A 12,767-nucleotide genomic window follows, 5' to 3' on the forward strand; every position below is an offset into this window, starting at 1 on the left:
AATATCATGCCAATTTGCAGGAGATATAACTCTCGAAATGCGGCATAAATCGACTCGTAGGAAAGTAAGGCATCGCACACAAAAATCCGTGTAGTATTTGTAAATCATGCCCTAACTTTCTAGGAAAATACTGTGTATTCAAGCCGTTTCGCTAAAAGGGTAAAAGTAATCTTAGAATAGCATGAAAAACTTCATCCGACAATACTTGCAGACGTAAATACCAAATGTAAGCGTTACCTTTTTTGTATATTGGTGAATAAAACCATATTATATATGACTCTAGCACATGTAGAAAGACGAACGAACTATAATCCTGATAGGATCATAGTTCGTTTTTGGAGCAATTAGCGGGTTTTCATGACTTTGAAAGCGCGATCTGCCGACTCTAGCGTTTGGGCAATATCGTCATCGGTGTGAGCGATGGTCATGAACCAAGCTTCGTATTTTGAAGGGGCAAGATTGATGCCTTGCTCGAGCATAAGTCGGAAGAAATCAGCAAAGCGTTCGCCATCGGTATCTTGCGCTTCTTCATAGTTGGTGATGGGATGATTACAAAAATGGGTTGAGAAGGCGCCGCCGATGCGGTTCAGCGTCAAGGCGATGCCATGGCGGGCGGCGGATTCGGCGATGCCTTGTGCAAGGCGTGTACCAAGCTGTTCGAGCTTGGTGTAAACACCTGGCTGCTGGAGCACCTCCAAGCAGGCGATACCGGCCGAGATGGAGGCGGGGTTCCCCGCCATCGTGCCGGCTTGATAAGCAGGTCCGAGCGGCGCGACCTGCTCCATCACTTCCTTGCGGCCCCCGTAGGCCCCGATCGGCAGCCCGCCGCCGATCACTTTGCCTAGGGCCGTCAGGTCCGGCTCGACGGCGGCGAAGCGCGCCGCCGCCTCGGTAGGGCCCCCCTCTAGAATAGGGAGGCCATCATAGGTCTGTGCCGATCCGTAATGGAATCGGAACGCTGTGATGACCTCGTCGTAGATGACGAGGGCGCCGTGCTTGCGAGCAGCTGCGCAGAGCTTCTCAAGGTAACCGGCATGGGGCATGACCATGCCGAAGTTGCCGACGATGGGCTCGACCATCACCGCGGCAATGTCTTCACCCCAGCGCGCAAGCGCGGCTTCGAGTGCCGGTATGTCATTGAACGGCACGGTGATGACCTCTTGCGCGATGCTCGCTGGCACGCCAGCGCTGTCCGGTGTGCCTAGGGTGGACGGCCCGGAACCGGCCGCCACCAGCACGAGATCCGAGTGGCCGTGGTAGCACCCGGCGAACTTAATGATCTTGGTGCGCTTCGTGAACGCGCGCGCCACGCGAATCGTCGTCATCACGGCCTCGGTGCCGGAGTTGACGAAGCGCACTTTGTCGAGCGAGGGAATCGCCGACTTCAGCATCTTGGCGAACTCGATCTCGAGTTCGGTCGGGGTGCCGTACAGCGTGCCGTTCTGTGCGGCGCGTATAATCGCTTCCGTCACGTGCGGATGCGCGTGACCGGTAATGATCGGGCCATAGGCGGCGAGGTAGTCAATGAAGCGATTCCCGTCTACGTCCCAGAAGTGTGCGCCTTGCGCACGCTTCATGAAGACGGGCGCGCCGCCGCCAACGGCTTTGAATGAGCGGGAAGGGGAGTTGACTCCGCCGACGATGTGTTGCAGTGCTTCTTGATAGAGGAGCTCGGATTGCTTGCGTTCCATGACGATATCATTCCTTTATATGTAGTAGTTGTTGTATTCATTAAGTAGCAAACTTGCGCGAAGTGAAGGGGTACGAGGGTACGCTTCGTCGGGAAATTCATGAGCGCAACTCGATGCGAATGATCGCTCATACAAAAAATAAGAGTGGATACCCACTCTTATTATCCGTTTTTCATGCTATGCATGCTGTAATGTGCATCCTGTTCATGTTTCTATTTCACGGTTTTCCCAGTCACCTTCGGCGTTGGGGAAGGTGATGGCTTGGTTGGCCCTGTATCCGCTTCAGCCGTACCCGCAAAAAGGTCTTTCATATACTTTTGAAGCTTCACTTTATCCGCAGTGATAACGGAAGCGCCGCGGATCGTTTTCTCCATCAGTAAGTCCGAAGGTGGGAGCTGCGAAGTGACTATACCGTCAGCTTTGGCTTCATAGCCAAGGCTTCCGAGCTTGAGCATGTCCGTTACGCTAAGATTCGTATCAATATACGGATCAATCGCATTCAGAATGCGCGGGAGCTTGATCAGCGATGAAGTGGATTGCATTTTCGCCGCAACAGCTGTCAGGAACTTTCTTTGCCTCTCCGTTCGGGAGAAGTCGGACAACGCATCATGGCGGAATCGCACATATTGCAAGGCTGTTTTGCCATCTAGATGCTGCTGCCCTTTTTTCAAATTAATGTCATACACATGATCATCTTCGGAGTCGGAATATTTCATATCCTTCTCGACATCAATGTCTATCCCGCCGACAGCATCAATAAGCGCGATGAAGCCTTTGAAATCGGTGTACACATAATATTGAACGGGAATGCCAAGCAGATCACTGACGGTTTTCATGGCCAAATTAGGACCGCCTGTCGTAATCGCTGTATTAATCCGATCTTCGCCTTCGCCGGGGATTTTCACGTAGGTGTCCCGTAGAATTGAGAATAGATGAGCCTTCTTCGTGACTGGATCGATGGAGGCTAGCATAATACTGTCTGATCTTGGTAACTCATTCTTCACCATGCCACGAGAATCGCCGCCTAACAGCAAAATATTCACCCGCTGCTTGCTTTCCCATTTTGGTGGTGTGTATTTATCTGGATCCTTCAAGTTGTTAGGAATTAAGCTTGTGCCCGCACTGCCTTTCCCATCATTACTGTCTGATTTATGAGAGATATTATTAGCGAAACTGTAGAAGGCGTAAGAATAATAGCCGGCGACCACCAAAAGAAGCATAACGATTAGGAGCATGGTCCGTTTAAAGATTTTCATACTATGTAAGCTCCTCTCCAAGGTAAAATTTAGCGTTGATTTAAAGGCAAATACGATGCCTGCTAATCTGTACTTTTTTTTCTTACAGAATTGGGGTATCATGAGCTTGTTGTACTTTTGTATGAAACGTCATTATGATCCATATTATAGATGCTACGAAACTTCGATAGCAAGTTATGACGAATGTTGCCGTAATATGTAACCGAGACGACGAAGTCAGGGGGGAAGATGCATGTTAGCCATAGATGTTCAAATGCTGCGCAAAGAATTTCAAGTTCAGCAAAGCCGCGGTGGCCTCAAGGGTGCCGTGCAAGATTTGTTTAAACGTGAGTATAAGCAAATTACAGCCGTGAAGGACATAAGTTTTCAGATTCCGAAAGGCGAAATTTGTGGATATATCGGTGAAAATGGGGCTGGGAAATCGACGACGATCAAAATGTTGACGGGTATTCTCGTACCTACGTCTGGTCACATCAAAGTGAATGGCTATGTGCCATTCAAAGAGCGGGAGAAATTCGTCGCTGGTATCGGTGTTGTTTTCGGTCAGCGCAGCCAGCTCTGGTGGGACATTGGCGTGGTGGAGTCATTCCAACTGTTGAAAAAGGTGTACCGTGTGTCCGAAGCCGATTACAAGAAACGCCTCGACGAGCTCGTCGACCGTTTGCAGCTATCGGACCTTCTATCACGACCTGTCCGTAAGCTAAGTTTGGGTCAGCGGATGCGTTGTGAATTAGCGGCTTCATTGCTGCATAATCCTGAAATCTTATTTCTGGATGAGCCAACCATAGGCCTTGATATTGTCGTTAAAACAGAGATCCGCGAATTTCTGAAGTCTCTCAATCAGCGGTATGAGACGACAATTCTGCTGACAACGCATGATCTGCAGGACATCGAAGCGCTGTGCTCCCGTGTTATTATGCTAGATGACGGCCGAATTATTTATGATGGCGGTCTGGAAGAATTGAAAGCGAGATGGGGCAAAGGAAAAGAAGTTGTGCTGCAGTTCGAGCAGCCAACAACATTAGCGCGACTTCAAGAGCTGACCCTTGGTTTAGATGTAGCTTGGCAGCTTGAGAATGAACTATCCGCTAAAGTGTTCATCCCTTACGAAAGAGCGAATATCTCGGAGGTGTTAAGCCGCGTTGTTGGCGTCCTGCAAATCCAAGATATCAAGATTAATGAAACGAATACGGATGATATTGTGCGTGAAATTTATAAATCAGGATCGGCCGAAGTGAAACGTTTGGAGATTGATCAGCCAGAGGGAGTTACGACCCATGCATAGAGCTTATATAGAAGTTATACGCATGCGGTTTCTCATGATGCTCGCTTATCGGGTGAATTATTACAGCGGAATCCTGATCTATGCGCTTAATATTGGCTCGTACTACTTCGTCTACAAAGCGATTTACGGCGACCAAGCTGTCATCGGTGGTCTTACCCTGGGTCAAATGACAACCTATGTGGCGATTTCCTGGATGGGCCGCGCTTTCTATTTTAATAACCTAGATCGTGAGATTGCTAACGAGATTCGGGATGGCAGTGTCGCGATTCAATTCATCCGGCCCTACAATTATATTTTTGTGAAAATGATGCAAGGTTTGGGCGAAGGGGTATTCCGTCTTCTACTTTTCACGACACCCGGTATGATCTTGATCTGGCTGCTACTCCCGATTCAGTTCCCAACGGATCCGAGCTTGTGGGTCATCTACTTAGTGATGCTGTTCTTCAGCTTTCTGATTAATACGCAGTTGAATATCATTACGGGTTTGTTTGCCTTTTTCCTCGAAAATAATGAAGGCCTTATGCGCATGAAGCGCGTAGCGGTTGATCTTTTTTCAGGACTCATTATTCCGATTTCCTTTTTCCCGGGATGGTCCAAGTCGATTCTCGAGTGGCTGCCCTTTCAGGCGATCACTTATTTACCCAGCGCAGTGTTTACCGGGAAAATTACGGGCAACGCCATACTCCAAAACTTTGGCGTACAAGTACTCTGGTTCCTGCTCCTTATTATTCCGATCTATGTGCTGTGGGTAAAATCCAAAACACGTCTATTCGTACAGGGAGGGTAACGCATGTTCTATATCACCCTCGTTTTCGACTATTTCAAAAACTACATGAAAACAAGGCTCACCTACCGATCCGATTTTTGGATTGAAGTGCTGTCCGACTTGTTGTTCAATGGGTTGAATCTATTCTTCATTCTTGTCGTCTTTCTGCAAACGCAATCGCTTGGCGGCTGGAATCAAGAACAAATTTTGTTCATCTACGGTTATTTTATGATCCCATATGGCATATTTATTTCCTTTTTTAATCTGTGGGGCTTTAGCGAGCGCTACATTGTCAAAGGGGAAATGGATCGTATCCTAACGCGGCCAGCTTATAATCTATGGCAGCTTATGCTCGAAAATCTCGATCCGGCTTCCATGTTCAGTGCATTGGCAGGTTTGGTCGTTATGATCTACTCCTGGGTGCAGCTGGATCTGCCGTTCCACTGGCATGATCCGCTGATCTTCATCGTCATGGTGGTGGGCTCGATCCTCATTTATGCAGGAGTGTACATCTCGCTGACTTCATTAGCCTTCTTCTCCGATGCGCCAACAGGCATCTTGCCGTTGATTTGGAACATTCAGAACTATGGCCGTTATCCAGCGACGATTTATAATAAACTGCTCAGAAGTATTCTGACGTGGATACTCCCGTTTGCGTTCGTTGGCTTCTATCCGGCTGCCTATTTCATTGATCCGGAGAACTGGAAGTGGTTCGCTCTTCTAACCCCTGTGGTGGGCATCGCGTTTAGTGCGCTGGGCATCACGGTGTGGAATATTGGCGTGAAGCGTTATCGCGGCGCAGGTTCATAACTCAAATCAAAAGGCCGTCCTACAAGGTGAATAACCTTGTGGGACGGCCTTATTTCATTAATCTGAGTATGAACCTTGAACAAAACATCATTCATTCTCAGAAGGAAGTTCTGAAATAGGTTCGGAAGGAGGTTCTGCGTTCGGGAGCGACTGCTCGATAGGCTGCTCAATAGAAGCGGTCGAAAAGTGCCGCTTAGGCGCCTTCTTCGCCTTAGAGCAGGTCAGGTCATATTTTCGACCATTGGCTCTGCCGAATTGGACGATTTTGCGGATGATTGTTTTGTCCGCCAGCTTGGTAAAGGGGCAGGGATCGGGTCGCGTGTTGACCTCGAGGATCCATGGCTTCAGCCGATGATCGACGGCAATATCGATGCCGAGCTCATTCATGGCAGGATAGGTGCGTCCTAATTGAGCTGAGGTCAAATAGGCAATTTTATCCATTTTAAACATAAGAATAGATGTGGCTTCAACGCCGAATCGGGGTTCCAAGAGGTCACAGGGACTGTAGATGGTGCCTCCTTGACTGCCATTAGTAACGGCCTTCTGTGGATGGGCAACTCGGGCTGCCGTACCCGTACATACCCATTTCCCCGAAGGGCTGCGCTGAATCATGACACGGAAGTCGTAGGGATTGCCCTCGTGCGTCAGTACATGAATACCTTTCTGAATGAGATAACGTTTGGTTCCGCAGCGGTGTTTAAGGGATTGATACATTTTCTCAAATGTCGGAAAACGGTAGATGTTTACCCCACTCTGATAGCGGTAAGTTCGACCACGTTTCTCAACGCGAATAACGCCTATTCCGAGCGAACCGATGTCGGGTTTAACATAGAGCATACCGTGCTGGGCGAGCATGGCAGATAGTCTATTGCGATTAAAAGGATGCGTAGTGGGCATGTGCTGGCGCAGCTTTACATTCCGAAGCATGACGCGTGTTTTAATCCATTTGCTTGAAACGGCCTTTAGTGAACTTGTCATGGTGACGATCCTCTCTCTACCGAGTACGGCGTATCATTATTTCAATATGATATGAGCGACACGGAAGGCGGGTGAACAGGGAAATGATTTAGGAAATTAGGAAAATAGAACGATGGGCAGGAAGGGCGCATAGAATATGTAGTCAGGTGGATTTGGTGAACAGGTTCAGTTATAGAGCTGAGAGGAGGAGCCGCACGTCTATGCGCATAGAGGAAGTTACACAAAGGATGAAGCGGCAATTTCCCTGGCTGCTGCCAGGACACGAGCTGGAAGAGCTCGCTGCACTACCGCTAGTGTCAGCTGGAATGTTGGAATCGCATTACTACACGGATACCAACCCGTTTCTACAACATGAGGAAATGAATCGTTATCAAACATCAGGTACGAGTTCGAAGCGGCGTAAGACCATTTTTTATTCCCGATCCGACGAAGAAGCTTATCTGCGAATTAAACTGGACGTTTTCCGAACCATTCTGAAAGGCACTTGTTACCGAACTGCGATGGCAGACATGGGTACAGGGCATGCGGAGGCAACGGCCGTCGAGGTATTTCGCGAGCTCGGAATGGCGGTGGAATCGGTATCCTTTCGACTTCCGATCGAGCAGCATATTGAACGGCTTCAAAGCTTTAGACCTGAAGTGCTGTATACGATGCCGTCCATTTTGGATCGGATTTTGCAGGCGTCGGAGGATCCTGCCCACTATGGCATCCAGCATGTCATTCTAGTTGGGGAGATTGCTTCGCCAGGCTGGAGACAACGCATAGCCGAAAGACTGGGGATAGCTGAAACGCAGGTCACCGATACGTACGGATCTATCGAGATTGGGACCATTGCCTACTTTTCACACGATCATGGTAGGTATTTGTTTGCAGAGGGCATCATGGCAGAGGGTGTCAAAGCGGAGCTGTTAGATGCCGATATGGAGCCGCTGCCAGATGAGCTAGAGCAAGTGTTGGTCCTCACCTCAACCGTAAGGGACTCCTTCCCAGCGCTGCGCTATGTCACTTACGATGTCGTACGTGATTTGAAAGTTATTGATGTGGACGGCGTTCCCACGCAGAGCTTTCAGAGTATTGTAAAGCGCATTGGACCCGACCTGAAGCACGGGGAGAAAATCAGTATCTATGACATCGAGGATGTCGTCTATCGTCATCTGCGTGAAGCAAGCGTGCGTGTACAGGTGAGTGGCAATGCATTAACGGTCTATGTCTACAGTGCGCTGGCAACACCAGCTGTTCTGAACAGTATTCGTACGGATGTGGAGAGCTGGATTCCAGCTATCGGCATGATGATTAAGGCTAAACTTTTGGATGGAATCCAAGTTATCGGGGGCACCTTTGAGGATTCACAAAACCGCACCTCCGTGAAAAATAAAAAGATTTTTTACACGTAAAGGAGGGGAAGCGAATGGAGCTTGAAGGAGGAATTGTCCGTGCGATCGGACATACGCCCCTGATTCGGCTGTCGCGTTTGTTTAAGGATCAACCCTTTGAGGTTTATGGCAAAATGGAGTGGATGAACCCTGGCGGCAGCGCGAAGGATCGGCCAGCATTGTTCATGCTGCGGGAGGCGATCCGCCGTGGTGAGGTTACGAGCGAGAGTGTCATCGTGGAGTCTAGCTCAGGCAACCTCGCGATCAGTCTGGCTCAGCTCTGTCGATATCTCGGGCTGCGATTCATCTGTGTTGTTGATCCTCGTACGACGCAGCAGCATTTGCAAATCATCCGCAGCTTCCACGGGGAAATCGACCTCGTTTCCGTACCGGATGAGGCGACGGGGGAGTTTCTACCAGCTCGCATTAAGCGAGTAGCGGAGCTGGTGAGTCAAATCCCGAATGCCTACTGGACGAATCAGTATGGAAGTCCAGACAATGCGTTGGCTCATAGCGAGACAACGATGCGGGAAATTGGCGAGCAGTTAGGTGCGGTTGACTATTTATTTTGCGGCGTCAGCTCATGTGGAACGATTCGAGGCTGCATGGAGTACATTCGCAGTCGCGGATGGTCGACACAGATCGTGGCGGTAGATGCCGAAGGCAGTGTTATTTTTGGCGGGGAAAAAGGTTCGAGAAAATTCCCTGGACTAGGCGCAGGTATCACACCAGGCTTACACCGGCATGATGTTGCGGATAAGGTTATTTACGTATCCGACAAGGAGTGTGTGGAGGGCTGTCGTGCCTTAGTGCGTGAAGAAGCCATACTAGCGGGTGCTTCTTCCGGAGGCGTTATTTCGGCAATACGACGAATGAGCGGAATGATTCCCTCAGGAGCCGTTGTTGCGGCGATTTTGCCGGACCGTGGTGAACGGTATTTGAATACGGTGTATAGCGATGAATGGGTAGGGCGTGAAATAGGGTATACACCGAGTAACTAGCATGGGAGACTTGCGGGATGCTGTACTTACAGGATGACCATATCCGAGAAATCGGAATCGATTGGACGAAACTAACCAACATCATTCAGGATGTTGTTGCGATACAAGATAGCGGGGATTGTGCTCACCCTTTGAAGCCATACTTACGTTTTCGTGATCCGAAAAACCGGATTATTGCGATGCCTGCCTATGTAGGTGGTAACATCGATATATCGGGCATCAAATGGATTGCGAGTTTTCCAAACAATCGTCTTTTGGGACTTCCCCGGGCCCATAATACGCTGATTCTGAATAAACCCTCGACGGGTGAGCCAATAGCATTTATCCACAGCGGTCTGTTAAATGGTCTTCGGACCGCAGCAGTTAGCGGTGTGATGTTGAGTCAATTTGTGAAAGCCAGACAGCCTGATCGTTTGCGCTTTCACTTAATCGGGTGGGGACCCATTGGCCGGCTGCATCTAGATATGTGTGTCGCTTTATTTGGCGAATGGATTGAAGAGGTTCGGATTTATGATCTGAATGGTGTGGGCTTGGAAACGATTCCTGCTGCCATTCAGAGCAAGACACAGATTATTAGTGATTGGCGCACTGGCTATCGCGAAGCTAATGTCATTATGACATGCACAGTGTCGGCGGAGAGATACATTGATGAAGCCCCACCTCGGGGGGCGCTTCTTCTCAATGTCTCGCTACGAGATTATAAACCGGAAAGTGTTGCTGGTGTGAAAGCGATCATTGTGGATGATTGGCGCGAGGTATGTCGTGAGCAGACGGATATCGAGCAGCTGCATCTCCTGTATAACTTACAGGAAAGGGATGTACACACATTAGCCGATGTAGTGCTTCGCGACCAGCTAGCTCGTGTGGAAGCAGATGAACCTGTGTATTTCAATCCGATGGGCCTAGGTATCTTCGATATTGCCATTGCAGGTTACTATTGGAGGGAAGCGTTGAGGCTGCGGAAGGGAGTTATGCTAGAGGGCAGTAAATATAAATAGCCACGGGGAGCTAATATTGCTGGAGATGCGGAATGAGGTTCCGCTATCTCGCCTAGAACAGCCATTCTTCAAACGAAACGGAACGTGAGGGCGCTATTTCGCTGGAATTGAAGCTTTGTGTGCGCAATTCTATGAAATAGCGGATCCTCGTTCCGTAAATATTGAAATTGGCAGATATTCGCTCGAATAGCGGAATGACGTTCCGTTACATTGGGGGAGTGCTGCAGATGGTGGGGGATAGGTAGAGGTAGAGGTAGAGGTAGAAACAAAAGCAAAAGCAAAAGCAAAAGTATAGGCATAGCTTTGGGTATCGACATCAGCATCGGTAAGTTTGGATCAGGTGCTACTGTGAATGGATGGTGCGGGTGTAGGTGCTAGTGTGTGAAGGTGCGTAAATGTAAATGTGAATGTGAATGTTGAATGTGAATGTTAATGTTGGTGTGAGTAAGTTTAGCTGTAAGTGCGGATACGAGTGCGCGTGGTTGAATGTGTAAATATAGATGTAACTGCAATTGTGAGTAAGTATAGCTGTAGCTCAACAGCGGTGCAATTGGAAATTAGTTTGTAGTGAGTTGGATGAACAGAGGAGCGCAACTGCAGCGCTGAGTGGAATGGTTACAAAAGTAAACAGGGGGCGTCTCAGAGGTTGTCGCCGAAACAAAAGCAGCCACTTTTTAGTCTTATACACATCTATCCACAGAGTTACCCACAAGTCCACAGGGCCTAAAGTCCCTGTTGTGCATAACTCAATCGACAGGTATTAACATATCCACAGACTGAGTTATCCACAAAAAATCGCCTGTGGATTATTATTTAGTTGGAGTGCTGCACGCAACCCTAACCCCAACCACGTTAGTCTTAGGTGTTACTTATCTAACTAACTGGATTTTCTACATCTATTCGAACTGTATTTCACGTTTCTGAGGGGTTAACTGGATTTCCTACAGTTAATTTTCAACTATTGTCCCGTTTCTTTAAATCTTCATTAAATTAACTGGAGTTTTTACAGCTAATGCTGGAAAACCATCGAATCCGCGAGAATTAACTGTATGTTATACAGCTAAACACGTGGACAAGCTACTTTAACCACCTTAACCCGTGCCGATATCAGAACAAGTCACCTCTCCCACTTCCACCCGTGCCCGCCAGCAGAACAAGCCATCTCAGTACCTTAATTCCTCACTTAAGCCACATCAATTCCACGACTGAACCCAACATTCACATAATCCTCTCTTCTTTTGTCACAAAAAACACTCCTAATTCGCCTTATAGATATAAAGCGAAACTGGAGGATGATGAACATGACAAAATACGATACAGCCGTCATTGGCGGAGGCTTAGCTGGATTCATTGCTGCACTTGAGGTAGCCAAAGGTGGCAGAAGCGTTGTGCTGTTGGAACGTTCGGGACGAATGGGTGGCAGAGCAATGACGAATAAGAAAAATGGTGTACTTTTCAACCTTGGAGGACATGCGTTATACCGTGCAGGAGATGCTTTTCGAATTTTGCAAGAGCTTGGTGTTCGCATCGAGGGAGGTCCACCTTCTGCGAAGGTCAATGCATTGTGGAACCAAGGGGTAGTGCCGATGCCGGCAACACCGCTAAGCATGCTTACATCTAAGCTGCTTTCGTGGTCCGGGAAACTGGGACTTCTGCGACTCGTCATACGGTTAACACAAATGGACGCGAGCAAGGTTGGAAACGAACCGCTCAGACAGTGGGCGGAGCAAGAGATTGCGGATCCGATGGTTCGTCATATTTTTTACTCTTTGTGCCGAACGGCATCCTACACGTATGATCCAGATAATCAGCTTGCTGGCCCGGTACTAGGGCAGGTACAGCGCTCATTAAAAGGAGTTCTTTACATCCACGGAGGCTGGCAAACGATCATTGATCAGCTTCATCAGAAAGCGATTCATGCAGGTGTCCACATCATAAGTGGTTCCGACGTGAAAGAAATTGTACATGCGAATGGTCAGGTGAAGGGTATCAAACTTGCTGATGAAGAAATGGTAGAAGTATCGCATGTCATCAGCACCGCGTCTCCATCGGAGACCTACAAGCTAGTCCCGAATGCAGATCGCACGATATTGAAACAGTGGAAGGACGAAGCGCGCCCTTCGAAGGCTGCTTGCCTAGACTTAGCCTTGAAAAGGCTCTCCGTTCCAGGTCGAGATGTGGCGATTGCGTTGGACCAACCGATCTTTTTCTCGCATCATACGTTAAATGCCAAGCTTAGTGAGGACGGCACACTAGTCGTGCATATGGTCAAATATAACGGGCCTGGGGAAAGTAATCCGAAAGATGATGAGGAAGCCCTCACTGCTGCCATGAATACCCTACATCCAGGGTGGGAAAAAGAAGTCGTAACAAAACAGTTTCTGCCGAACATGACGGTCGTCCATGACACTTTACATGTAGGTAAATCCAATCTGCAAACAGGTCCAGCCGTTGGAGACATTCGAGGACTCTATGTAGCGGGTGACTGGGCAAGTCATGGCGAAATGCTCGCGGATGCCTCAGCTGCAAGTGCTAGACGTGCGGCTCAAGCTATTTTAAAAATGCCTCAGTTCGCATAGAATTGTCCTATAACAGTAAATCGGGAGGTG

General features: G+C 48.6%; 10 protein-coding genes. 7 read left to right on the forward strand and 3 right to left on the reverse strand.

Translation table 11 applies throughout. The features are described 5' to 3' along the window. Window positions 1–344: 344 nt before the first annotated feature. The gene (locus tag ACSQ8P_RS02795; RefSeq protein WP_436233804.1) at window positions 345–1,691 is read right to left on the reverse strand and encodes a glutamate-1-semialdehyde 2,1-aminomutase; all 1,347 of its coding nucleotides are present in this window, start codon (window positions 1,689–1,691) and stop codon (window positions 345–347) included. Between the two features lie 212 nt (window positions 1,692–1,903). After that, the gene (locus ACSQ8P_RS02800) at window positions 1,904–2,947 is read right to left on the reverse strand and encodes an LCP family protein (RefSeq protein ID WP_436233805.1); all 1,044 of its coding nucleotides are present in this window, start codon (window positions 2,945–2,947) and stop codon (window positions 1,904–1,906) included. A gap of 232 nt (window positions 2,948–3,179) precedes the next feature. Between ACSQ8P_RS02800 and ACSQ8P_RS02805 the strand changes: the two genes are divergently transcribed. From ACSQ8P_RS02805 to ACSQ8P_RS02815, 3 genes are read left to right on the forward strand one after another with little or no spacing between them, the layout of a single operon-like run. Further along, window positions 3,180–4,232: an ABC transporter ATP-binding protein gene (locus tag ACSQ8P_RS02805; protein ID WP_436233806.1), complete on the forward strand. Its 1,053-nt coding sequence runs from the start codon at window positions 3,180–3,182 to the stop codon at window positions 4,230–4,232. Continuing rightward, window positions 4,225–5,019, forward strand: coding sequence for an ABC transporter permease (locus ACSQ8P_RS02810; protein WP_236288229.1), 795 nt, complete (start codon window positions 4,225–4,227; stop codon window positions 5,017–5,019). Before ACSQ8P_RS02805 ends, ACSQ8P_RS02810 begins: the two co-directional genes overlap by 8 nt. A gap of 3 nt (window positions 5,020–5,022) precedes the next feature. Further along, window positions 5,023–5,808, forward strand: coding sequence for an ABC transporter permease (locus tag ACSQ8P_RS02815; RefSeq protein ID WP_171629444.1), 786 nt, complete (start codon window positions 5,023–5,025; stop codon window positions 5,806–5,808). Window positions 5,809–5,895: 87 nt separating this feature from the next. On the opposite strand, the gene ACSQ8P_RS02820 is transcribed toward ACSQ8P_RS02815, so the two are convergent. Beyond that, window positions 5,896–6,786, reverse strand: a complete 891-nt coding sequence (locus ACSQ8P_RS02820) for a YheC/YheD family protein (protein WP_436233807.1) — start codon at window positions 6,784–6,786, stop codon at window positions 5,896–5,898. Window positions 6,787–6,986: 200 nt separating this feature from the next. On the opposite strand from ACSQ8P_RS02820, the gene ACSQ8P_RS02825 reads away from it, so the two are divergent. From ACSQ8P_RS02825 to ACSQ8P_RS02840, 4 genes are all read left to right on the forward strand, one after another. Next, entirely contained in the window at window positions 6,987–8,180 is a 1,194-nt protein-coding gene (locus ACSQ8P_RS02825; protein WP_436233808.1) for an AMP-binding protein, read from the forward strand. 14 nt (window positions 8,181–8,194) lie between these two features. Beyond that, window positions 8,195–9,160: a 2,3-diaminopropionate biosynthesis protein SbnA gene (sbnA, locus tag ACSQ8P_RS02830; RefSeq protein ID WP_436233809.1), complete on the forward strand. Its 966-nt coding sequence runs from the start codon at window positions 8,195–8,197 to the stop codon at window positions 9,158–9,160. 17 nt (window positions 9,161–9,177) lie between these two features. After that, entirely contained in the window at window positions 9,178–10,158 is a 981-nt protein-coding gene (locus tag ACSQ8P_RS02835) for a 2,3-diaminopropionate biosynthesis protein SbnB (RefSeq protein ID WP_436233810.1), read from the forward strand. Window positions 10,159–11,459: 1,301 nt separating this feature from the next. Further along, window positions 11,460–12,737: a phytoene desaturase family protein gene (locus ACSQ8P_RS02840; RefSeq protein ID WP_436233811.1), complete on the forward strand. Its 1,278-nt coding sequence runs from the start codon at window positions 11,460–11,462 to the stop codon at window positions 12,735–12,737. Window positions 12,738–12,767 lie beyond the last annotated feature (30 nt).

Origin of the sequence: Paenibacillus sp. LjRoot153, assembly GCF_964253085.1 — a bacterium.
Classification (GTDB): Bacteria; Bacillota; Bacilli; order Paenibacillales; family NBRC-103111; genus Paenibacillus_E.

Excerpts from the sequence above, each read along its gene's own strand:
- ACSQ8P_RS02795 (WP_436233804.1), bottom strand. The coding sequence starts at position 1,691 with ATGGAACGCAAGCAATCCGAGCTCCTCTATCAAGAAGCACTGCAACAC.
- ACSQ8P_RS02800 (WP_436233805.1), bottom strand. The coding sequence starts at position 2,947 with ATGAAAATCTTTAAACGGACCATGCTCCTAATCGTTATGCTTCTTTTG.
- ACSQ8P_RS02805 (WP_436233806.1), top strand. The coding sequence starts at position 3,180 with ATGTTAGCCATAGATGTTCAAATGCTGCGCAAAGAATTTCAAGTTCAG.
- ACSQ8P_RS02810 (WP_236288229.1), top strand. The coding sequence starts at position 4,225 with ATGCATAGAGCTTATATAGAAGTTATACGCATGCGGTTTCTCATGATG.
- ACSQ8P_RS02815 (WP_171629444.1), top strand. The coding sequence starts at position 5,023 with ATGTTCTATATCACCCTCGTTTTCGACTATTTCAAAAACTACATGAAA.
- ACSQ8P_RS02820 (WP_436233807.1), bottom strand. The coding sequence starts at position 6,786 with ATGACAAGTTCACTAAAGGCCGTTTCAAGCAAATGGATTAAAACACGC.
- ACSQ8P_RS02825 (WP_436233808.1), top strand. The coding sequence starts at position 6,987 with ATGCGCATAGAGGAAGTTACACAAAGGATGAAGCGGCAATTTCCCTGG.
- sbnA (WP_436233809.1), top strand. The coding sequence starts at position 8,195 with ATGGAGCTTGAAGGAGGAATTGTCCGTGCGATCGGACATACGCCCCTG.
- ACSQ8P_RS02835 (WP_436233810.1), top strand. The coding sequence starts at position 9,178 with ATGCTGTACTTACAGGATGACCATATCCGAGAAATCGGAATCGATTGG.
- ACSQ8P_RS02840 (WP_436233811.1), top strand. The coding sequence starts at position 11,460 with ATGACAAAATACGATACAGCCGTCATTGGCGGAGGCTTAGCTGGATTC.